A 22,249-nucleotide genomic window follows, 5' to 3' on the forward strand; every position below is an offset into this window, starting at 1 on the left:
ATATTGTCCGGTAGAAGCGACACCCCTGCGCACCGGCAACGCCACCACCCCCGACAACCATCACGGACAGCGAGATTCACCGGGTGAACCCGGCCGCGAGCCGGAGATCCACGAGATGCGACCTGGCGGTCGCCGACGTGGGTCGGTCGGTGGTCACTTCGCGTGGTAGGAGACGTAGGCGTTGTCGCCGACCTTGGCGAAAACGTAGCGCGGGCAGCCGGATGACGGCCGGTTGGCCACGATCGGACGCCACACGGGGGAGCGCATCACCATCTTCAGCCGGCCGCCGGCCGTCTTGACCACCGCGCCGCGGGTCAGGTCCGGTGCGTCGACGCGCTCATACCATCCGCCGCAGTACCGGATCTCGCCGGGACGGGACGTCCACGCCGGGGTGTGGAAAAACCACATCAGGTAAGCCGTCCGCATCAGCAGGACGAGCACAGCGAGGATCAACACAGAACGAATGATGTTCGCCGCTCGTCCGGACGCGAGAATGGGACTCACAGAACCGGCAGCCTACGGTCCTTCGACACCCTCGTGACCATCCACCCTCGCTCCGTTGCCGGTCAACGGTAGTCGAGTCAACCACCGGAGGTCGGGTGGGCGGGTGGTCAGACCCGCGAAAGTCGGGCCAGCGGTGGTCCGGGGACCGATCGTCAGCCGCGTAGATAGGCGAGGACGGCGAGGACTCGGCGATGGTCCGCCGTGCTCTGTTCCAGGCCGAGTTTCGCGAAGACATTGGAGATGTGCTTCTCCACCGCGCCGCCGCTCACCACCAGATGCGACGCGATGGCGGTGTTCGACCGTCCCTCGGCCATCAGGGTGAGCACCTCGCGCTCGCGCGGGGTGAGCGTGCGCATCGGGTCGTCCCGCCGGGTGCGCACCAGGAGTTGGGCGACCACCTCCGGGTCCATGACGGTGCCGCCGGAGGCGACCCGGCGGACCGCGTCGACGAACTCCCGGACGTCCGCGACCCGGTCCTTGAGCAGATAGCCGACCGCACCCGCACCGTCAGCGAGCAGCTCCGCCGCGTACTGCTTTTCGACGTACTGGCTGAGCACCAGCACCGGAGTACCACTGACCTGGTCTCGGGCCGCGATCGCCGCCCGCAGCCCCTCGTCCCGGTGCGACGGGGGCATTCGGACGTCCACGACCGAGACGTCGGGCCGGTGCGTCACGACGGCCTCGACCAGGCTCGGACCGTCGCCGACGGTCGCAACCACCTCGCAGCCGGCGTCGGTGAGCAGGCGGCGCAGGCCTTCGCGGAGCAGTACCGAATCCTCGGCGATGACAACCCGCACAGTCGGCCAGCCCTTCGTCGGTCGGCGTCCGCTCGTCGGTCGGTAGGTCTGTGGATCCGGTGGCCAAGCCCGGCGTGTGGCCGCGCCATGCGCGTGACGGCGCAGACGTTCCTGTGACGGCGCAGACGGACCCGTGACAGCACAGACGGTACCGAGCGGCGGACGGTCCTGGGGCAGACGGTAGCGGGCAGCGGTACGGGGGACACGTGCGCGACACCGCGGGGTGTGGCGGATTGTCGTACCAGCATGGCAAGCTTGGTCCCTGTGGGGACGGGTTGGTCGGTGAACGGGGGCACTGCGCGCCTCGGCCGGGCTGCCGCGTTCGCCGCGTCTTCGGTCAGCCTCTCCTGGATCGCTCACGTCGCGGGCGGGGCTGGTCGTCCCGGCCTCGTGGTCACCCTGGGCGCCTTCGGGCTGCTGACCAGGCTCGCGTTCGGTCTCGGCAGTCGCGAGCGGGGCTTTGCGGCCCTGATGTTCGGGGTGACCGCCGCCCAGTTGACGCTGCATGTGGCGTTCCTGCTCGCCCAGCCCCACACCGGCGCCGCCCAGGCCGACGTGATGCCGGCCGACATGATGCACACCCACGTGGCGCAGACCGCCCTGACCGGGGCGGCCGGGATGCCGATGGCGCCTGGAGCGGGGGCCTGCGTGGGGCTGCCGGCGAGCCAGATGCTGCTTGCGCATGCGGTGGCCGGCCTCCTGGTGGCACTGTCGCTGCGCCGGGCGGAGCGAGTGCTGTGGTCCGCCTCGCGTCTCCTGCCGATGGGCCTGGTCCGCAGCCTGTTCGAGCACATCATCGGGTCCTGGGGCCTGGTGGCCGCGGGGGTTGCGGCTCTGCCGCCGGCCCTGCGTGCCCTCTCCGCCTGCCGGTCTGCCCGGCCGTGCGCGTCCCCGCTGGGCCGAGCCGCCCGTCGACGCGGCCCGCCCATCCTGGCCTGACCGGAGGGTGACAACGCGCCGGGAGACCGGTGCGGACCATTGCGGTGGCATCTCCGCCAGCATGCGGCTGCTGCCATCCTGGCTGCTGCGTGCCGTGCCGTGCCGTGCCCTGTTCTCTCTCCGGAGACGTCCCAGTTGAGCGTTTCCCATTTTCGTCCCCGGGCGTCGCTGTGCGCCGCGGGGTTTTCCGAGGGGCTTCTCATGCATTCGGGTCTGTCCACGGCACGCCGATTCTCGCGGGGCTTTTCACGTACCGCGGTCCTGGCCGGAGTCGGCGCTGCCACCCTGGCCATCGCGATTGCGCCGGCGTCGGCTCACGTCACCGTCACGCCCTCGACGGCGGCCGCCGGCGCCTACACCACCCTGACCTTCAAGGTGCCGACCGAGGCGGACAACGCCTCGACGACCGGCCTGGACGTCCAGTTCCCCGCCGACACCCCGATCGCCTCGGTGTCGGTGCGGCCGAAGGCCGGCTGGGACTACAAGATCACAAAAGCGAAGCCGTCGAAGCCGTTGACGACCGATGACGGTCAGGTCGACGAGGTGGTCAGCAGAATCACCTGGACAGCGGCGCCGGGCAGCGCCGGGATCAAACCCGGCGAGTTCGACACGTTCGATGTGTCGGCCGGGCCGCTGCCGACGGGCGCCGGGTCGATCGTGTTCAAGTCCCTGCAGACCTACTCGAACGGGAATGTCGTGCGCTGGGTGGACCTCGCCGCGGCGGGCCAGCCGGAGCCGGACCATCCCGCCCCGACAGTCACGCTCACCTCGGCCACCGCCGATTCGTCCGGATCCACCTCGACCTCCGGGTCCGCTTCGGCGAGCCCGGCCGCCGCGGCCACCGGCGGTGACGGCGACGACGACACGACGGCGCGGACGCTCGGCATCATCGGCATCGTCATCGGCGTGCTCGCCGGGGCGCTGTCCGCGGTCTACGGGATCCGGGCCGCCCGGCGGCAGGCGTAACCGTTCATGCGTAGGGTTCTGGTGGTGGTCGTGGCGCTGGTCGCCATGGCCACCACATCCGTGGGGCTGGGGCTCGGCGTCACTGCGGCGTCCGCCCACGCGCTGCTGACCGGCACGGATCCCCGCGACGGCGCGGCGCTGAAGGCCGCGCCGCCGCGGGTGGTGCTCTCGTACAGCGAGTCGGTGCGGGTGGCTGGAGACTCGATCCGGGTGCTTGACCGGTCCGGGACCAGGGTCGATCTCGGCCACGCCGGACCGGGCGACCGGCCGTCGCAGGCGACGGTGCGGCTGCGCTCCGGCTTGCCAGCGGGCACGTATGTCGTGAGCTGGCGGGTCATCTCCGCGGACAGCCATCCGGTGTCGGGCGCGTTCGCGTTCGGGGTGGGCGGGCCGCCGGACGCCGGTGCCGCCCGGGCCGAGGGCGCCACGTCCGGCTCCGCCGTCGTCGGCTTCCTGTTCGGCGCGGCCCGGTTCGCCGGGTATGTGGGTGTCGGCGTGCTGCTCGGCGCCTGCCTGTTCCTCGTCCTGCTGTGGCCGGCGGGTCTGCGGGCCGCTGGCAGCGGGCGGCTGCTGGCGGTGGTATGGGGGCTGGCTGTCGCGGCCTCCGTCGCCCAGCTGCTTTTGCAGGGGCCGTACGCGGCCGGCCTTGGTCTCGGCGGGATCGTCCACTGGTCGGTGTTGTCGACGACGCTGGACGAGCAGTTCGGCCATCTCCTGCTGATCCGGCTCCTCGCACTTGTGCTCGCCGCGCCCCTGCTGCGCCAGGCGGCCCGGATGGGTCGGCCCGACCTGTGGCGCCGCGGGGAGCTGGGCGCGCTCGGACTGGCGGTCGCCGTGAGTCTCGCGGCGATCGGGCACGGCGGCACCGGTGACCTGGTGGGACTGTCGGTGGTCAGTCTGACGGTGCATGTCCTGAGCATGTCGGTCTGGCTCGGCGGTCTGGCGGTCATCGCGCTGTTGCTGCTGCGGACCGCGTCGGCAGCGGAGATCGGGGCTGTACTGCCGCGGTGGTCCCGGCTCGCCCTCGGCGCCGTGCTCGCGATCGTGCTCAGCGGGCTGGTGCAGAGCTGGCGGGAGATCGGCTCGTTCGCGGCGGTCGTCGACACCAGCTACGGCCGGATGGTCCTCTACAAGGTCTGGTTCGTGCTGGGCATGCTGGGTGTCGCGGCGCTGGCGAACCAGTGGGTGCGTCGGCATTACGGCCGCGCCCGGGTCAGCACCGACGAACCGGCCGACAGCGCTGGGACCTCCGCCGAGCCTGGCGCGCTGCCCGGTGCCGCGGCGCTGGCCGGGTTGCGGCGGGGGGTGGTCGCCGAGCTGGCGCTGGCCGGGGTCGTCCTCGGGCTCACCGCGGCCCTGGTGAACATCGCGCCGGCCCGGACCAGCTACGCACCGCCGTTCCACGGCACCGCGTTTGCCGGCCCGATGACGGTGAAGGTCCAGGTTGGCCCGACCCGGATCGGACCGGAGTCCATCGACGTGTACGCCTACGCACCCACCGGGAAACCGCAGCGGCTGGTCGCCGCGCGTGCGCAGCTGTCCCTGCCGAAGAAGAACCTCGGGCCTTTCACAGTGCCGCTGAACCTTGCCGAGGTCGGCCACGCGCACAGCGACCAGATGCAGGCTCCGCTGTCCGGGAAATGGCAGCTGACCGTGAGCCTGCGACTGAACGACTTCGACGAATACGAAACGACTATGGTCTATACCGTGCACTGAGCAACAGTGGTCGGGCCGAGCCGGCTCACCGATCCCAGGCGCCCGTTGTCAGGCTCTTGCCGTCCTGGTTGCCATGCAGGTTTCCGTTCCTTCTGGACCTTTCGGGCTACCCTGATCGGAACAATGTTGCGGCGTCGTTTCAGACCAGGATCGTTTCAGACCAGGATCGTCGACTGGACGGGGACGAGATCGGCCGGCGCGGTCGTCTCCCCGCCGGATCCGCCCGTCCTGGCTCCCGAGCCCGAGCCCGAGCCCGTTCCGGACCCGCCGCCCGGCGCGCTGGTGCTGCCGGACGACCGGATGCCGCTCGATCCGGCGCCGCCGGACTGCGGCGACTGTGCCCCCGTCCCGGCCCCGGGTGTGGTTCCCGAGGATGGGCTGGTAGGCGGCGCGGAGATGCCGCCGGACGGTGACGACCCACCGGGCTGTGCCGGTGTGCCGGAGGGACGCGGGGCAGAGGTGGTGGTGTCCGGGGTGGTGGGGGAGCCGGCTGATGGAGGCGTGCCGCCACCTGTCGCGGCGGTGCCGCCGCCACCTGGTGTGGGGGGTGGCGCGGGGGCGGTCGGCGGGGTGGCCGACGGCAGGATGGTCGGGGTGATGGGAGTGCCGCCTGGATCCGTGGCCGTCGGCGCGGATGTGGCGGGCTTCGTCGTCGTGGGAGAACGCACCGTGTGCACGTCCGGCGGTGGCGACGAGACGTCGGGACCACCCTGGCCGCCGGCTGCCACGGAATGGGCCGTGCCGCCGGCGGGCTGGTCGAGATGCGGCGTGCGGCGGATGTCCCGCGCCACCGGCTCGACGATGCGCGGCACGCGGTTGGCTGGGGCATGGGCCCGGCTGGTGTAGGCGCCGGCCACCGTCGGGGTCGGGGCTGAAGCACCGCTCAGGGCGCGGCTGCTCGGTGCGGCGGGTGCGACCGAAGGTCGAGCGTAGGCCGCGGGTGGGGACGGGCTCACCAGGGAGATCCCGGATTCTGACATCATTTGTGGTTTGTTCGCGGGCCAGTTCATCGCCGCGGTCAGTCCGAGTGCCGCGACGGCGAGGACGGCCGCGGCTGCCATTGCCGGGCGGGTCCGCCACTGCGTCGCGCGTGCGCCGGCGGTGGGCCCGGCGTCACCGTCGGCGTCGAACCGCATCAGTGGCAGGGCACGCACGGGGGCCGGCGCGACGTGGGTCCGCGCCGCGTCGTCCGGTTCCGGCTCGGACGCCGATCTCACCTCGCCACCCGGCTTCGGCGTGCGCGGGCTGGTGACGGCTGCCGACGGCTCTTCCGACTCTCCGGGCCGCGCGTCCCCGGGCAGGGACCCTTCATTGGATGCCGAACCCGGGACAGACCGCGCTGCCGGGGATGCGGGTGGCTGGGCGGCGCGCAGAAAGGATGACGCCTCGGCGATGCGTCGGGTGGCGGCCGCCTCAGCGACCGTGGCGGCGCGGTCGAAGGTGCGCGCGAGCCCCACCCGCAGACTGGCAGGCGCCGGAACAACCGCGCCGACCAGCAGATCTTCCGGCGGCACTCCATGCGGCACCGGAATGCTGCGGGCCTGCGGGGAGCCCGACCAGGCCAGGGCGCTGCCACGAGCCAGTTCCAGCAGCCAGGAACGCAGGCCCGCCGGATTGGTCAGCGGATTGAGCCGGGTGCGGGCCACCAGGGCGAAGGCCGTTCCCGCTGCCGCGCGGGCGACAGTCGGATCTCCGAGGATCAGCAGACACATGGAGAAGACGTCGTCCGCGTAGAGATCATAAAGGTCATCGAACGCCAGCCGATCACCACGGCGGACACGGGCCACGAGGTCCGCGTCGTCGTCCATGCTCTCGTGTCTCCCGGTGGACTAGCAGCGGGTCTGGATCGAGTGGTGCAGCTCAATGCTAGGAGGCAGGCCCGGTGAACAGGTGAACGTTGTGAGGATTTTGTTGTCGTCGATTCGACAGGTCATATCGCTTGACCGCGAAAGGTCTGGCGCTTTCGCCGCTTTTGCGGCTTTTTCTGCGGGATCGCGCGGCATGATTGCCGGGCTATGTAGGCCTGCTCCGTCAGGGAACTAGTCATAAGGGTAGCGAAGAAATAGTTCATTGTGGAGATAGAGGATTTGCCTCGTGAATCCGGCGCGGGCGGGCCTTCCGAACAGCCTCGGCCTTTCGTTCCTCTGCGCCGGATCGCACCACGATTGCTTCGATGTCGGTATGTCCGGTGGTGAAACCGGACGGCACCGGTCGGCCCGGTCAGGAGGTCGCCGGCTGCAGGGCCAACTTCGCCCTGGTGGTCACGGTCTTGCCATCGCGGCTGTAGGTCACGTCGACCTCGTCCCCGATGGCGTGCGAGCGCACGGCCGCGATCAGGGAGTCGACGTCGGAGACGGACCGGTCGCCGAGCTTGGTGATCACGTCGCCGACCCGCAACCCCGCGCTCTGCGCGGGTCCACCCGAGACCATGCTGCGGATCTGGGCGCCGGTGCCGCTGGCCGCCGTCGAGCGGGTGTTCTCGTCCGCGGTGGAGGCCGAAACCCCGAGATAGGGGTGCTGCGCACGGCCGGCAGTGATCAGCTGGGTGGCGACCGACTCGGCGTAGTCGCCGGGGATGGCGAAGCCGACACCGATGTTGCCGGACTGCTGGGTGCCACCGAACGGGCTGCTTCCGCCGCCGCCCACCGTCGCGATCGCGCTGTTCACACCGATGATCTCGCCGCGGCTGTTGACGAGAGGTCCGCCGGAGTTGCCGGGGTTGATCGGTGCGTCGGTCTGGATCGCGTCGAGGACCGTGTTCTGCTGATCCTGCACGGTCGAGTCGCCGGTGCGCACGGGACGATGCAGGGCGCTGACGATGCCGGAGGTCACCGTTCCGTTCAGGCCGAGCGGGCTGCCGACCGCGACGACGAGCTCGCCGATGCTCAGGGCATCGGAGTCGCCGAACGTCGCCGCCGTCAGCGCCGGAGCATCGATCTTGATGACGGCCAGGTCGGAGCTCGGGTCCGTGGCCACCACCTTGGCGGTGAAGGTACGGCCGTCCTGCAGGGTGACCGTCAGGGATCCGCCGCCCGCGGCACCGGAGACGACATGGTTGTTCGTCAGGATGTGACCATCCGCGCGGATGATTGTCCCGGAGCCGGTGCCGGACTCGCTGCTGGACTCCTCGGAGATGGTGACCACGCTTGGCAGGATCTTCTTCGCGGCCGCCGCGACCGTGTCCGAGGCCGCGGGGGAGGTTCCAGGCACGGTGGAGGTACTGCGCTCCAGGCCAGCGGTGGACACGACCGTCTTGCTGCCGTCATCTCCCGCGACCAGAGCCCCGACCGCGCCGCCCACCCCGGCCGAGACCAACGCGACCGCGAGGCCCGCGGCCACGAGCCGGCGACGCCGCAACGCCACACCACCCGACGGACCCCCGGACGAGAATCCGAGCCGTCCACCCTGGGCGCCCAGCGGCCCGGACGGGGGCCCCTGCTCACCGACGGGAAGCTGCCCGGTGGGGGGGTAACCTCCGCCGGTGTTCGCGGAACCCCACGGACCAGTCCACGGCGTGCCGCTGCCCGCCGAGCCTCCGGGCGCAGGCCCATACGGACCGCCACCCGGTCCAGCCGGCCCGCCCGGCCCGGCGCCGGGAACGGGGGGAAGCGGCGCGGCCTGGCCCGGAGGGCCCGGTGGGTACGGGCCGGGGGCGCCGGAGCCGGAGGGCGCTCCCCAGCCCCCGGTCGACGGGCCGACCGGGGGCGGGTAGGAACCACTCGGCGGCACCGAGCCCGGCACCGAGCCCGGCACCGAGCCCGGCACCGTGCCGTAGGGCCCACCGGGCTGGGGTGCGATCGGGCGATCGGGCGGGAGGTTGCCGGGGCCGGTCGGAGGAGGCTGCTCGGCCTGTGACCCGTACCTGCCCGGGGCGGGTGGGGCCCAGGGGGACGGCGAGTCGTGTCCGGCGCCGGACCCCTCCCGGCCGTCACCCGCGTGGGCGTCATCGGCGTCGTCGCTGAAGGGGGGACGCGGTGTCATGGTTGGCACTTTCCCTTGCGAGCCTGAGCGATACCTGAATGCCGACCAACGTTCGGATTAGCGAGTGCTCACGTCGCAGCCGGCGGGTCGTGCGTGGTGAAGCCGAGCTTGTGCCGGGCGCAGCCGTCCGTGTTGGGCGGGGGAAACCCGCCCGTACTGGTGGACGTGCCCGTGCCGGACTGGCCGGGTCAGGCGCCGGCGCGACGCCCTGCCAGTAGATCACGGATTTCGGTGAGGAGCCGGGCTTCGTCCGTCAGGACCGGGTCCTCCTCGAGGGTGACCTGGCCGCGGGCACGGCGCTCGTTGAGGGTCTTCAGGGGGAGGACCACGACGAAGTAGATCACGGTCGCGATGGAGAGAAAGGCGATGACGCTGTTGATGAACGCGCCGTAGTGGAAGACGCTGCCGTTGATCTTGAAGGTGAGATCGGCGAAGGCCGGCTTGCCAAAGATCGCGGCGATCAGCGGCGTGAAGATGTTCGCGACCAGCGACGTGACGACTGCGGTGAACGCCGTGCCGACGACCACGGCGACCGCCAGGTCGACCACGTTCCCTCGCATCAGGAACTGCTTGAAGCCCTTCACTGTGCTTCTCCCCCCAGGAGGTTGCCGGTGTAGCTGCGCTTGGTGATGTGGCTGTGCTGGCCACCGTGCGTGCACTTGCTGGTGTGGCGGGTTTGCTGGTGTGGCGGGGTGGCTGGCGTGTCATGGGAGGATATCGACGCACGTAAGAGGGTATCCGGTCAGGCCTCTATGCCCCTCATGGGCCGTTGTCAACTAGGCGCGCGCAAGGCCACGGCAAATCCGTGGTACACCGATAAGACGAACGGATGCGCGTAGCGGCTCGGGATCGGAGGTCGTCTGGTGACGGACGGTGCGCGACGGGCCGACTGGGAGGACAGTCAGCGTCCGCCTCCTAATCGCCGCCCGGGCGACGACGGACCGCCGGGAAGGCCGTATGCCCGCAGCGGTCTTTCCCCTCATCCCCCGACGGACATGGGCCACGGTCGGTCGAACAACCCCGAGCCCGGGTATGGGCCGCCGAGCCCGCCCGCGGGTGGCTACGGCGGCCCTCCCGAACCCGGTGGCTACCGCCCTGATCCTGGGGGCTACCGCGCCGATCCCGGTGGCTACGATCCCGGTGGCTACCGGCCCGGATCCGCGGCGCAGTCCTACGGGGCCGCGCCGCCCGATGACAACGGCTATGGGCCGCCGGGCGCGCTCTACGGCCGCACCCGTGACGCTGACAGCTCCGGGTGGTCCGCGCGGCTCGAATCCGACCCGTCTCTGACCGGTTTCGGTCCGCCTGGTTTCCCCGCGCCCGCGACATCGACATCGGGGCCACCCTCTGGGCGGTTCGCCCCGTCCAGGCCCGCACCGTCCCCGGCTCCCCCACCGTCCAGCCCGCCGCCCGAAGGCCTGGCGGGTCCCGGCACGACGTCGGTGCGCCGGGCGCTGGTTCCGCCCGTCGGCGGCCGACGCGGCGATACCACCGGGAGCCGGACAAACCGGACCGGCCGCGGCGCGGGCCGGGAAGGCAACGGGCCGGCCCGCGGGGGACGGGAAGGCAACGGGCCGGCCCGCGGGGGCCTGGGCCCGGCGCCGGAAGCCATCCGTGGGGGTCCCGGCGGCCGAGGCAGCCCAGGGGGGCGGTCCGCAGGACCCCCGGACGCGGCAGCCACCGGGCTGTTCTCCCGGCAGCCGGGCGGCCGTCCCGACCGGCAGAACCGTCCGGACACGCGCGGCGATCTCGATCCACGCGGCGGCGTGGGCCAGCGCGGCGGTCCGGATCCGCGCCGCAGGACTGACCAGCCTGGCCAGGGACGCCGCCCGGGCCAGGCTGATCCGCGACGGGTCGGAGCGCGTCGCCCCGACCCGGTCGCGGACCCGTCCATGACCGTTGTCGGTCGACGAGGCGGAGCGCGCGGTGACTTTCCGGTGGCGCGTCGTTCAGGCGGCCCGTTGACCGCGGCGATGGGGCGAGACCGCGCCGGCTCCGGCGTCGACCTCGATCCGGGCGATCCCGCGGCAGCCGGCTCCGCCTACAACGGCAGGTCCACCGGTGGCCGGTCTGCTGGTGCCAGGTCCGCCTATGACGGGGTGTCGGATGGCAACGGCCGAGGTCCCCGCGCCGACCGGAACCCCCGTACCGGTGCTCGAGTTCTCGTCGGTGGGCGGTTCGGCACCGATGGCCGGTGGGACGAGGACGGACGGCTCGCCGACGACGGGTTCGACGAGGACGACCGGCTCGACGAGGACGAGGACGACGTCGTCCTCGGTGGTCGCCGCGGCGGGCGCTCCGCCGCGGCGCGGTCAGCTCCGGCCGGCGAGTCGATGTCGTTCCTGCGTCGCCTCGGAGTCGCTCTGGTGGTCCTGACCGTGGCGCTTGGCGTCGGGGTGGGCGCGGGAGTGGTCTGGGAGAAGGTGCACCCGAGCGGGCGGACCGCCGCGTCGGGTACGGGCACGCCGAGCTCAGCGCCCACCACGGTCCCCGCCGCCAACGCCACACCGACCTCCGCGGCCTCGTCAGCCTCGTCGGGCACGTCCGGCGTCGCTCAGGTGGCAGTACCGTCCGACTGGGTGGCGGCGACCGATCCGACGGTGAAGGCGACGTTCTCCCATCCGCCGGTCTGGAAGCAGCGTCGGGACAATACCGGGGTCTTCTATGGCGAGCCCGGCACCGCCTCCGAGTTCGGGCCCACGATGATCGGGGTCGCCCGGGTCAACGGCTCCGACACGACGGCGGCGCTGAACACGGTGCAGGCGGGCGAGTTCACCGGCGTGTCCGGGCTGACCAGGGAACGCTCCGGCCCGGCAACCGACTCCAGCGGCCAGCCGACCCAGGAACTCGCCGGCTCATACGACCGCGAGGGTCAGCGGGTCTCCTATCTGATGCGGACGGTCTCGGTGAACGGCGCGGTCTACGTTCTGATCGCCAGGGTGTCCACGAGCGCGTCGGCCACTCTCAGCGCGTTGATGGGAGCGCTGCGCACCTCCTTCTCTCCGGCGGCCTGAGCGGTTGCGGGCCGGAGCTCCTCTCATCGGTGCTGGCGCGGTGTCCAGGGGTCCGGTGTCCGATGTCCGGTGGTCAGATCCGGGGGGCTGGCCGGGCCGAGCGTGCCGGCGCGAGCAGATTCCAGATCACCCCGGCGGTGGCGAAGGCGGCCTGGCCGGTCCGGGGTGGCCAGCCGTGCCCCATCGTGGGCATGAGGTATTCGACGACCTGGGCCGTTGACGTGCACTGTGCCTCCCGCCGCAACACCACGAGCCCCGAGGCGGCTCCGGTCGACGTGGTGGTGCCCGCACTGGGTGTGACCGCGCCGTCGGGGACCGCGGAGGCCGGCGAGGAGTTCGAGGTCAAGGGCACGCCGTACCCGTCTGTCAGCACGGTGTCGCCGGGAGCGTTCGGTAGGGGGCAGCCGTCCTCCGCCCGGAACGGTGCCAGGCTCTCCTCGACCGGTGTGATAGCCGTGTTCAGCACGGGTGACCAGGGCGTTCCCTGATAGGGGACGTGCTGGTCCGCGCCACCGTGGATGGCGACCGCGGTCAGCGGCGCGCTCGGATGGCACTGGGTGATCTGCCGGCTGGCCGAGACGACCGCGATGCCGGCCAGCTCGTCGCCGTGTTCACAGGCATACCGATAGGCGAGCATCCCGCCGTTGGACAGACCGACCAGGCTGACGCGGGCCCGGTCGATCGGATAGTTCGCACTGATGTGGGCGATCAGCGAGCGCAGCCAGCCGACGTCGTCCACGTTGCCGGCGGAGGCGACGTCGCAGCAGGTGCCGGCGTTCCACGCCTTGCCGATCCCATCGGGGTAGACGACGGCGAGCCCGGCGGCGTGGGCCAGACCGTCGAGATCCCAGTTCGCCTTCGGGTCCATGCCGTCGTAGTGCAGGCTGTGCAACGCGACGATCAGGGGATAGGGCTCGGGCGTGCCGGGCGGCGGCAGGGTGATCCGTAGCGGCATGCCCCGGCCGGACCGCTCGAACGCGTCAGGCCCGCTTGTCGGTGTGGCAGTGGGTGTGGTCCTGGAGGCCACACCGCCGCGTCGTGATCCACCAAACGCGCCACAGCCTGTAACCGCCAGCAGGGCGGGAACGAGGATGACAAGGAGCCAGACCGCGGCGACCCGGTGGCGACGAACGGCTGGCACGCAGGCCATTGTCACCCGTCAGTCGGCCCAGCGACGTCAGCGGTGCCGGTGATTACTCTTCGTGTTGGAGCTGCTACGAGCGAGGTCACCTTCGGGGGCGCGGACCACATTGAGCCGTGGCCGCTCGGGCGGCACGGTCGCGTTGCGCCGCCCAGCCACCCGCGCGGGCGGTGGGGGCGTGCTCTCCGCCGCGGTGCGGTACCGGTCGAACGCCTCCTGGGCTCGACTTTCGAGGTCGTCCACGAGCGCCAGTGATTCGCGCACCCGCCGCTCCCCCGCGGGCCCGGCGGCCAACAGGTCGGACAGACAGTTGTCCACCGCGCGCCGCGCGGCCAGCCAGCCGAGAAGCAACCGGGAACGCTCAAGATCCGAGAGCTGGTCCACCGAGATGTCCCTCCGCCCGCCACTCGTGACGTGGATAGTGCCGCTGCCGCGACGATCGGTCATGAGGAGATCGCCAGCGGATCTCCTGGGCTGTGCCGGGTGTCCGGGTCAGGGCGATGTGGATGGTTCCGGGCGGCGGTCGGCCGTCGGCATCCCGTCCGTTTCCAGAGTGCCCCACGCGCGGGCCGGGCGCGCCGTAGTTCGCCCAACGCACATCCACGGGTGCTCCTCCATCGGGCGGAGTAGGTGCGGACGGTGGGTCACGGCGCCCTGTCGTGCGAGCGTCGATGAGCGGACTACTCTCCGGCCGCATGACGATGTCGGTCTGCTGGCTTCGGCGGGACCTGCGGCTCGGGGACAACCCGGCGCTGTGCGCCGCCGGCCGGGACGGCGACGAGGTCCTGGTCCTGTTCGTGCTGGACGACGCGCTGCGCCGGCCAGCCGGCGCGGTCCGCCTCGCCTTCCTTTACCGCTGTCTGCGGGAGCTCGACGAGAGCCTGTCCGGCCGCCTGTGCGTGCGGGTCGGTGATCCGGCCCGGATCGTCCCGGAGGTGGCTTCGGCCGTCGATGCCCGGCGGGTGCACATCGCCGCCGATCACGGCCCATATGGGCGACGCCGCGACGACGCCGTGCGGCGGGTGCTGGAGTCCGACGGCCGGGAGCTGGTGGCCACCGGCTCCCCGTACGCGGTCACGCCGGGCCGTCTGCGCACCGCCTCCGGTACGCCCTTTCGCGTGTTCACCCCCTTCTCCCGGGCCTGGGCCGCCCATGGCTGGCGTGCGCCCGTGCCGGAACCCGCCGGTACCCGCTGGGCCGCCTGGTCCGGCGACGGCATCCCGGACGACCCGGACCTCGGCGACGTCCGGTTGCCTCCTGCCGGCGAGACTGCCGCCCACCAGCGGCTCGACGATTTCCTCGCCGGTTCGCTCACCGGCTACGCCGAGCGCCGAGATGTGCCGGGCGAGGACACCACCTCGCGGCTGTCTCCCTACCTGAAGTACGGCTGCCTGCATCCCCGCACGATCCTCGCCGTGCTCGCCCAGGCCGAGGGCGGCGGCTCCCATAACGCCCGGGATGTGGAGAGGTTCCGGACGGAGCTGGCCTGGCGGGAGTTCTATGCCGACGTCCTCGCGGCCAACCCACAGTCCGCTCGCGAGGACCTCACCGACACTCTCGCGGCGATGTCCTACGCCCGCCCCGGCCGGACCTTCGAGGCCTGGAAATGGGGCAGGACGGGCTTCCCGATCGTCGACGCCGGCATGCGCCAGCTGCTCGCCGAAGGCTGGCTGCCCAACCGGGTCCGCATGATCGAGGCGTCCTTTGTCTGCAAGGACCTGCACGTGCACTGGACGCACGGCGCCCGGTGGTTTCTCGAGCGTCTGGTCGACGGAGATCTCGCCTCCAACAATCATGGCTGGCAGTGGACGGCCGGCACCGGCACGGACGCCGCGCCGTACTTCCGGGTTTTCAACCCGGTCGCCCAGGGGCGTACCTATGACCCGGACGGAACCTACGTGCGCCGATGGATTCCGCAGTTGCGGGACGTGCCGCGCGCGAAGGTGCACGAACCGTGGACACTGCCGGACGGCCCGCCCGCCGGGTATCCGGAGCCGGTTGTGGATCATGCCGCCGAACGACGCGAGGCCCTCGCCCGCCACGAAGCCGCCCGAACCCCAAGGACCCCCCGATGACGCATGTCGGTAATCCGACAGACCAACTATCCCGTCTTAAGGATCTGAGTCGTGATGATTGGCGACGCTTGTACCTGGGCAGGGAGTACGAGGGCAGGGATCTCCCGCTCCAAGCCCGGCGGAGAAGTGACGGGCTCCGCCGGAGGTGGTCGCGCCCGCGTGGGATGTGGAGGGCAACTCACGCGTGGCGCGCCACGTTCTGCGGCGACTGTCAGGCGGCGATGTCGACGGGGGTGCCGAGGGGAACCGTCTGGGCCAGGCGCGTGATGGCGTCATTGTTCATTCTGATGCAGCCGTGGCTGACGTCCTTGCCGATCAGCCTGGGCTCGTTGGTGCCGTGGATGCCGATCACCGGATCGTGGCCGTCGAACGAGCTCATGGACGTCGAGAAGCCGCTGAGGCCGAAGGCGTACGGCCCATAGGCACCCTTGGGATTGCGGGGCTGGAGCAGCTCCATGAGATAGAAGCGACCGCCGGGGGTCGGCGTGTCGGAGGTGCCGATCGCCACCGGCTCCACGGCTATCACGCCGCCATCGCGCAACACCTGCAACGTGTGACGACCGCGGGAGACCACGATCCGGTACGGCGTTTCGGAGGCGGTCACCTGGTCGGAGCGGACCCACCCGGTGCTGCCGTTGGGGGCGACCGGCAGCAGGACCTGCCACCAGCCCGGCATCTTCGCCTGAACCAGAAAGACCCGCTTGACCCCGTTCTGGTTGGGGCTCGCCAGCGTGGATGAGGGCTGGGTGTCGGTCGGCGCGCTGTAGATGTCCACGCTGGTTCCGGAGGCCGTCACGACCGTGCTGTGCCCCTGCCCGATCCCGGCGACAGCGGCAAGCTGGTTGCGGACCTGCGGAGAGAGGTTCGTGGCAGCGGCCTGGCTGCGGTCCCCGCCACCACCACAGCCGGCAAGCCCGATCAGTCCGACCAGCAGGACTCCGATGATCGCGACCGTCCGCATGACCGCTGTGCGCATGACCGCCGTGCGCATGAGTGCTGTCGGCGTGACTCCCATGCGCCGAACGGCGTCGCGCACGTTCGCCGCGCGCATCGCCGTCGCGGGTCGACTCGTGGCCAGCGGCGCGTTCATCCCGTGTAGTAGGGCTCGGCCTGGACCGCCCCGGCCGCGGCTGGGGCTGCCGCGGGCAGAGCCGCCGGTAGCGCGGCAGCGGGAAGCGTCGCCGTCGCCCCGCCGCAGTTCGACACGCCGATCGTCGGGACGGCCACGAGGAGTTCCTTCGTCTCCGCGTCCCAGGGCGAGCCGATCACTGCCAGGGCCTTCGAGGTCAGCGGGATCGTCTGCTGCGGGCCGATGTCCAGGATGCCGCCGCCGAGGTTCGTGTCGAACCAGCCGAATCCGAAGCTCTTGTCCGAGGCGTTGCGCAGCTGCCAGGACGGCAGCCCGTCGGTGCAGGTGAACGTCAGGACCAGCGGGTTGACGTCAATGTCCTCGATGCCGTTGATCTCCTTGTCGAACGGCACCCGGAAGGGAAGCAGATCGAGGAAATGGTCGAGGTTCTCGTCTCCGGTGGAGGCGGCCCCAGTCGACGATGCGGTGGCGCTCGGCGTCGCGGACGCCTCCGGGGGGCCGAGCGGGGTCGCGTCGGCGCTGGTGGTGGCAGTGCTGTCTGGGGTAAGCCCAGCAACGGCGGGGGTCGTCGTCGATGCGTCGGGGGAGGCGCTTGCTGTCGTCTCGGCGTCCGGCGCACCGGTGGCGGCGCCAAGGGTGGCGGTCGTGGCAGCGACGGTCGACGGGGTCGCGGACGGGCTTGATGCTCCGGCGGTGGACTCCGTCGGCGTCGACCCGGTGGCCGTCGGGCTGGCCACGGCAGCCGGTGTCGCCAGCATGATCGCCGCCATGCCGAGGAAGCCGGCCACCACGGCCCGCGTTCCGGTGCTGCGCATGAATCCGTCTCCTCGACATCTGCCGGATCTGCCGGTTGGACAGGCCCGGCGGTGGACACCACGGCCCGGACGCCTGCGCCGGACCGATGGTCCGGCCGAGTAGGACGCCAACGTCTGACCGGCAGGTCTCATCGGACGAAAATGTCTGATCGCGCGGAATGCGTGATCGTGGAGAAGGTAGCAACATCTCAGCAGTCCGCATACCGTCGGGTCTGGCGTAGCGTGACCGTTGGGCGAAGAACGTACCGGTCCGCCGCCCCCCGCGCGGGTGCGTCCGTACGCGGACTGATCCGCGAGTCGCGTCATTCGCGAGTCGGTGTCGCCAGACTGGACGGGAGGCGAGAGGTGCCGACCTGGACGGAGCGGAATCGGCGCCGCGGTCAGGGTGACAGCCGCTCGATGATCCAGCGCTCCGGATCGTCGCTGGTCCGGCGGTAGCGCAGGCGGTCGTGCAGGCGGTCGGAGCGACCTTGCCAGAATTCGACGGTTTCCGGGACAAGCCGCAGTCCGCCCCAGAACGAGGGGGTCGGCACGGGGGTGCCGACCGGCCACCGCTCGGCGAGACGCGCGGCCCGGTCGTCAAGCCTGGCGCGGGAATCAATGATCTCGGACTGATGACTCGCCCAGGCGCCGAGCTGAGAGCCCCTGGGACGAGAGGTGAAATAACGCTCGGTCTCCACCCGGCTGACGCGCTCGATCGACCCGACGACCACGACCTGGCGCTGCAGCGCGTACCAGGGAAGGACGAGGGACCCGTACGGGTTCTCGGCGCTTTCCCGCGCTTTGCGGGAGCCGTAGTTCGTGTACACCACGAGGCCCCGGTGGTCGAACGCCTTGATCAGTACAGTGCGGGCGCTGGGTCGGCCGGCGGCCGACGCGGTGGCCAGGACGGCCGCGTTCGCCTCGGCAACGGCACTTGGTCGGCTGGGCGGGTTGTCGCCACGGGCGGCGCCGACCGCGTCCGCGAACCAGCGGGCGAACTGCTCCGTCCAGGTCGGCGCGAGCTGGCGGACGTCGAGGCCGTCACTCGCGTAGGACCGGCGTAGCCCGGCGAGGTTCGGTGGTGCGCTGTCGCCGGCTGGCGATCCAATGTCAGGGTGTGGGGAGCTGGACACTCCTCGGATCGTGCCAGCTCAGCCCGATCGGCCGCTGATGGTCGGCCGCTGGGCGCGGGCGGTGGCGAGTGCCCTCGGCCGTGCGGCCGGGGGAGCCTCAGTTCAGCTCGCGCAGGATGGCCGCGACGCCGCGCTCCCAGTCGGTGGTCAGGTCGGTGCAGGGGCGTCCGCCGAGCCGAACCGGAGCATCAGTTCCGGACAGGATGGCGGGCAGAAACTCGATTCCGCGATGTCCGAGTTCGGTAGCGAGTTCCGGGAGAAACTCCTGGGCGACCCAGGGTGCGTGAATTCCGAGGGTCGAATGGCCGAGCACGAGAAAGTTCGCCGCGGCCAGGGCTTCGTTCATGAACATGGGCACGGTGTCACCGATGCGGATTTCCCACCGGTCGAGGTGCACCGCATGGCCCACGGCGTGGACGGCCCGCCCCAGGCGAGCGGCGGTGGCGACGTCCGCCGCACGGTGACTGATGAAGACGGCTGCCATGATCTCCCCGTGGCCTTCGTACCGATATGACTATCTGGCATCCCCGCTGTCGGCGGGACGGCCGCCTGTGGCGCCACCGAAACCCGGCGCCCGCACCCTGGGCGACCCTTCCTCGGTGGCGCACGCCCCTGGCGTTGGAGCGCAGGCCCCTGACACATCGCGTATCCGGCGACTCGCGCTCGACGTTGTCTCGCGCCCCCCACGCCTCATCCGCGTGGGCTCACCATGGCGAGCCGCCGCTCTGGCGGTACGGGGAATCCGGCCGTGCGCCAGTGCTGCTGGACGTGGACGGAGCCCTGGGATCCAGAGCCCGCCCGCCGGGCCATCCGGTCGTTCGTGCGCCGAATGTCCGAGTTTCCCACACGATGGAGCGTCTCGAATACCGGTGAGCTGCCAATACGCCGGAAGGCGCCGATGCGTCAGGTGCTGTAGGTGCTGTAGGCGCATTGCTCCGACCGTAGCGCGTGCCGAATCGGCGCGAACGCCCATGTACCGCTTCCAGTGGCAGGCCGATGCCAAGGGCGTCGAATAGGGTCAAATGCGATCGTTTAACGAAATAACCGATGTACCCGGCAATCGGCTACCTAAAGTGACTTGGATCTCTCTCGTTGTCATGATGCGGTGGTCGCGCTGATGGGGGATCCGCCCGCAGGGCGGTGACGCATTGTCCCGGGCCGATCGCCGGTTGGTGGCGCGGAGATCGCCGCGGCGGCCGCACGAGGCCCACCGCGGTGGCGGGGAGCGGCAGGTCGATGACCGGTCGGGGTCGACGCTCTGGCGCGTCTGGATGACGGGGGGCAGGATCGGATGGAGCGGGACCGACGGGACAGCGCCCGGCCGGGCCGTGGCTCCATCCGTTGCCGGGTGCGCTGTTCGTCGGTCGAACCACTGGTCGGTCGAAACGGTCGACACCCACGCACGTCGAACCCAAGACAGAAGCGGAGATCCGGACTCGATGGCCGAGAAGACAAGCGATTTCAAGCCGGGTCTCGAAGGCGTGATCGCCTTCGAGACGGAGATCGCCGAGCCTGACAAGGAAGGCAGCGCGCTGCGGTACCGCGGCGTCGACATCGAGGAGCTTGTCGGCAAGGTGGACTACGGTCACGTATGGGGCCTGCTGGTCGACGGAGCCTTCGAACCCGGCCTGCCGCCGGCCGAGCCGTTCCCGGTGCCGGTGCACTCGGGTGACATCCGGGTGGATGTCCAGAGTGCCCTGGCGATGCTCGCGCCGTACTGGGGGTTCGGGCAGCTGATTGACATCACGCCGGAACAGACGAGGGAGGACCTGGCCCGGGCGTCGGTGGTGGCACTGTCGTTCGTCGCGCAGTCCGCGCGTGGCCTCGGCCAGCCCGCCGTGCCGCAGAAGGAGGTGGACCGGGCCCGGACGATAACGGAACGATTCATGATCCGTTGGCGAGGCGAGCCGGACCCGAAGCATGTCCAGGCGATCGACGCCTACTGGGTGTCGGCGGCGGAGCACGGCATGAACGCATCCACGTTTACCGCCCGGGTCGTCGCCTCGACTGGTGCGGACGCGTCCGCGGCGCTGTCGGCGGCGGTGGGTGCGCTGTCCGGCCCGCTGCACGGCGGCGCGCCGTCCCGGGTGCTGGCCATGCTCGACGAGGTCGAGCGCACCGGCGACCCGTTGGGCTACGTCCGCCGGGCGCTGGACCGCAAGGAGCGGCTGATGGGCTTCGGCCACCGGGTCTACCGCGCGGAGGACCCGCGGGCCCGGGTGCTGCGCCGCACCGCCCGTGACCTTGGCGCCACCCGCTACGAGGTGGCCGAGGCGCTCGAGGCCGCCGCGATCGAGGAGCTGACCAACCGGTTCCCCGACCGCCCGCTGCGCACGAACGTCGAGTTCTGGTCGGCCGTGGTGCTGGACTTCGCCGAGGTCCCGGCTCATATGTTCACGTCCATGTTCACCTGCGCCCGCACGGCTGGCTGGAGCGCCCACATCCTGGAACAGCGGCGGACAGGTCGGCTTATTCGTCCCTCCGCCCGGTATGTCGGTCCGGCCCCACGCCCGCTCGGCGATGTCCACCCGGCGGTACCTCGTGGGTGATGCCCCCGCTCCGGCCGCCCGGGCCGCACCGGCCATCGAGCTGCCACCGAACCTGCTGCCGGCCGACGGGCGGTTCGGCTGCGGACCCTCGAAGATCCGCCCGGAGGCGGTGGCGGCGCTCGCGGCCAGCGGATCGATCTACCTGGGCACGTCCCACCGGCAGAAGCCGGTGCAGGGCCTGGTCGGACGGGTGCGGGCCGGCCTCGCCGAGCTGTTCTCGTTGCCTGACGGGTACGAGGTCCTGCTCGGTATCGGCGGCGCCACCGCGTTCTGGGACGCGGCCGCGTTCAACCTCGTGCGTCGGCGCTCGCAGCACCTGGTGTTCGGTGAGTTCGGCGGCAAGTTCGCCGAGACGACGAAGGGCGCGCCGTTCCTGGCCGACCCGTCCGTGGTGGCGGCGACGCCCGGCACCTTCGCCGACTGGGCGCCCGAGGCCGGCATCGACGTCTACGCCACCCCGCACAACGAGACCTCGACCGGTGTCGCCCGCCCGGTGCGCCGCCCGGTGGGGGCCGACCCGGATGCGCTGCATCTGGTCGACGCGACCTCCGGGGCCGGTGGCCTGCCCGTCGACCCCAGCGAGGCCGACGTCTACTACTTCGCCCCGCAGAAGAACTTCGCGTCCGACGGCGGCCTGTGGACGGCCCTGTTCTCCCCTGCGGCCCTCGACCGCCTGGCCGAGATCGCCGCGACCGACCGCTGGATCCCGCCGTTCCTCGACCTGACCGCGGCCCGCGACAACAGCGCCAAGGACCAGACGTACAACACCCCCGCGGTGGCGACGCTGTTCCTGTTCGCCGACCAGATTGAGTGGATGCTCGCCCAGGGCGGCCTCGACTGGTGCGTGCGGCGCACCGCCGAGTCCTCGTCGATCCTCTACACCTGGGCCGAGAAGATGCCCTACACAACACCGTTCGTCGCCGATCCGACGCATCGCTCGCAGGTCGTCGTCACCATCGACTTCGACGGTGTGGACGCGGCGGCCGTCGCGAGGGTGCTGCGCGCGAACGGCATCGTCGACGTCGAGCCCTACCGCAAGCTCGGCCGCAACCAGCTCCGCGTCGCCTGCTTCCCCGCCATCGACCCCGCCGACGTCGAGCTGCTGACGGCCGCCATCGACCACGTGGTGGAGCGCCTGTAGCGGCTCAGACGATTCTGCTCGGCCACCGCGGGACCACGCCGAGTGTCCAGTCGGCGGGTCGGGATCTCCTTACGTTCTCCCCGGCCCGCTGGCCCGGCCAGCCAGCTGGTCTACCAGCGCCGCCACCGAGCTGGACGGATTCGGCCCCCGCGTCCCCGGCGAGCAGTCAGAGGCAGAGGTCCCTTTGGCAGCAGTTTCGAGCCCAAAGTCTGCGAACTTGGCTTGAGGCTGGTTCGTAACTGCTTCGATCATACTGCTGCGGTGCGCTCACCTGGCGCTTCGTGGACGGGGAAACGCTGTGGGGGGGGGGGGGGGGGGGGGGGGTGCGCGCCCCCCCCCCCCCCCCCTTTGTTCATTATTTAAATCTTCCCCCGGGTTTGGGTATTATGGGCGGCTAAAAAACAAT

18 protein-coding genes are annotated in these 22,249 nt (G+C 71.1%); 7 read left to right on the forward strand and 11 right to left on the reverse strand.

What is annotated here, in order from left to right; genetic code table 11:
• Window positions 1–153: 153 nt before the first annotated feature.
• Complete coding sequence (locus MXD95_RS16315) at window positions 154–504, reverse strand: hypothetical protein (RefSeq protein ID WP_250641473.1); 351 nt, start codon at window positions 502–504, stop codon at window positions 154–156.
• A gap of 152 nt (window positions 505–656) precedes the next feature.
• Window positions 657–1,301, reverse strand: coding sequence for a response regulator (locus tag MXD95_RS16320; RefSeq protein ID WP_250641474.1), 645 nt, complete (start codon window positions 1,299–1,301; stop codon window positions 657–659).
• Between the two features lie 282 nt (window positions 1,302–1,583).
• Between MXD95_RS16320 and MXD95_RS16325 the strand changes: the two genes are divergently transcribed.
• The 3 genes from MXD95_RS16325 (at window position 1,584) to MXD95_RS16335 (ending at window position 4,922) form a co-directional block, all read left to right on the forward strand.
• On the forward strand, window positions 1,584–2,240 hold the full coding sequence (locus MXD95_RS16325) for a hypothetical protein (protein WP_250641475.1): 657 nt from the start codon (window positions 1,584–1,586) through the stop codon (window positions 2,238–2,240).
• 201 nt (window positions 2,241–2,441) lie between these two features.
• The gene (locus MXD95_RS16330) at window positions 2,442–3,206 is read left to right on the forward strand and encodes a YcnI family copper-binding membrane protein (RefSeq protein WP_250641476.1); all 765 of its coding nucleotides are present in this window, start codon (window positions 2,442–2,444) and stop codon (window positions 3,204–3,206) included.
• A gap of 6 nt (window positions 3,207–3,212) precedes the next feature.
• Window positions 3,213–4,922, forward strand: a complete 1,710-nt coding sequence (locus MXD95_RS16335; protein ID WP_250641477.1) for a copper resistance CopC/CopD family protein — start codon at window positions 3,213–3,215, stop codon at window positions 4,920–4,922.
• Window positions 4,923–5,077: 155 nt separating this feature from the next.
• On the opposite strand, the gene MXD95_RS16340 is transcribed toward MXD95_RS16335, so the two are convergent.
• The 3 genes from MXD95_RS16340 to mscL all read right to left on the reverse strand — a co-directional run bounded on the left by MXD95_RS16340 (window position 5,078) and on the right by mscL (window position 9,487).
• Window positions 5,078–6,730 (reverse strand): RNA polymerase subunit sigma-24, encoded by a 1,653-nt coding sequence (locus MXD95_RS16340; protein WP_250641510.1) that lies wholly within the window; start codon window positions 6,728–6,730, stop codon window positions 5,078–5,080.
• Between the two features lie 412 nt (window positions 6,731–7,142).
• Complete coding sequence (locus MXD95_RS16345) at window positions 7,143–8,903, reverse strand: S1C family serine protease (protein WP_250641478.1); 1,761 nt, start codon at window positions 8,901–8,903, stop codon at window positions 7,143–7,145.
• Between the two features lie 188 nt (window positions 8,904–9,091).
• Window positions 9,092–9,487 carry a large conductance mechanosensitive channel protein MscL gene (gene mscL, locus MXD95_RS16350; protein WP_250641479.1) on the reverse strand — a complete coding sequence of 132 codons (396 nt, stop codon included), beginning with the start codon at window positions 9,485–9,487 and terminating at the stop codon, window positions 9,092–9,094.
• Window positions 9,488–10,840: 1,353 nt separating this feature from the next.
• Here mscL and MXD95_RS16355 point away from each other — a divergent pair.
• Window positions 10,841–11,917, forward strand: coding sequence for an LpqN/LpqT family lipoprotein (locus MXD95_RS16355; protein WP_250641480.1), 1,077 nt, complete (start codon window positions 10,841–10,843; stop codon window positions 11,915–11,917).
• Window positions 11,918–11,990: 73 nt separating this feature from the next.
• Here MXD95_RS16355 and MXD95_RS16360 read toward each other — a convergent pair whose 3' ends face one another.
• Together MXD95_RS16360 and MXD95_RS16365 are read right to left on the reverse strand one after the other, a co-directional pair.
• On the reverse strand, window positions 11,991–12,872 hold the full coding sequence (locus MXD95_RS16360) for a CE1 family esterase (protein ID WP_308301506.1): 882 nt from the start codon (window positions 12,870–12,872) through the stop codon (window positions 11,991–11,993).
• Between the two features lie 222 nt (window positions 12,873–13,094).
• Window positions 13,095–13,505 (reverse strand): hypothetical protein, encoded by a 411-nt coding sequence (locus MXD95_RS16365; protein WP_250641482.1) that lies wholly within the window; start codon window positions 13,503–13,505, stop codon window positions 13,095–13,097.
• 224 nt (window positions 13,506–13,729) lie between these two features.
• On the opposite strand from MXD95_RS16365, the gene MXD95_RS16370 reads away from it, so the two are divergent.
• Entirely contained in the window at window positions 13,730–15,133 is a 1,404-nt protein-coding gene (locus tag MXD95_RS16370; protein WP_250641483.1) for a cryptochrome/photolyase family protein, read from the forward strand.
• 211 nt (window positions 15,134–15,344) lie between these two features.
• On the opposite strand, the gene MXD95_RS16375 is transcribed toward MXD95_RS16370, so the two are convergent.
• The 4 genes from MXD95_RS16375 to MXD95_RS16390 all read right to left on the reverse strand — a co-directional run bounded on the left by MXD95_RS16375 (window position 15,345) and on the right by MXD95_RS16390 (window position 18,637).
• Window positions 15,345–16,109, reverse strand: coding sequence for a L,D-transpeptidase (locus MXD95_RS16375; RefSeq protein ID WP_518455780.1), 765 nt, complete (start codon window positions 16,107–16,109; stop codon window positions 15,345–15,347).
• 110 nt (window positions 16,110–16,219) lie between these two features.
• Window positions 16,220–17,038, reverse strand: a complete 819-nt coding sequence (locus MXD95_RS16380) for a hypothetical protein (protein ID WP_250641484.1) — start codon at window positions 17,036–17,038, stop codon at window positions 16,220–16,222.
• A gap of 380 nt (window positions 17,039–17,418) precedes the next feature.
• Window positions 17,419–18,153: a pyridoxamine 5'-phosphate oxidase gene (pdxH, locus tag MXD95_RS16385; protein ID WP_250641485.1), complete on the reverse strand. Its 735-nt coding sequence runs from the start codon at window positions 18,151–18,153 to the stop codon at window positions 17,419–17,421.
• Between the two features lie 97 nt (window positions 18,154–18,250).
• Entirely contained in the window at window positions 18,251–18,637 is a 387-nt protein-coding gene (locus tag MXD95_RS16390) for a toll/interleukin-1 receptor domain-containing protein (RefSeq protein ID WP_250641486.1), read from the reverse strand.
• 955 nt (window positions 18,638–19,592) lie between these two features.
• Between MXD95_RS16390 and MXD95_RS16395 the strand changes: the two genes are divergently transcribed.
• Together MXD95_RS16395 and serC are read left to right on the forward strand one after the other, a co-directional pair.
• Window positions 19,593–20,702, forward strand: coding sequence for a citrate synthase 2 (locus MXD95_RS16395; protein WP_250641487.1), 1,110 nt, complete (start codon window positions 19,593–19,595; stop codon window positions 20,700–20,702).
• Window positions 20,695–21,843 carry a phosphoserine transaminase gene (serC, locus tag MXD95_RS16400; protein WP_250641488.1) on the forward strand — a complete coding sequence of 383 codons (1,149 nt, stop codon included), beginning with the start codon at window positions 20,695–20,697 and terminating at the stop codon, window positions 21,841–21,843. The genes MXD95_RS16395 and serC overlap by 8 nt, the downstream gene beginning before the upstream one ends.
• Window positions 21,844–22,249 lie beyond the last annotated feature (406 nt).

The organism is Frankia sp. AiPa1 (assembly GCF_023243075.1).
Taxonomy (GTDB): Bacteria; Actinomycetota; Actinomycetes; order Frankiales; family Frankiaceae; genus Frankia.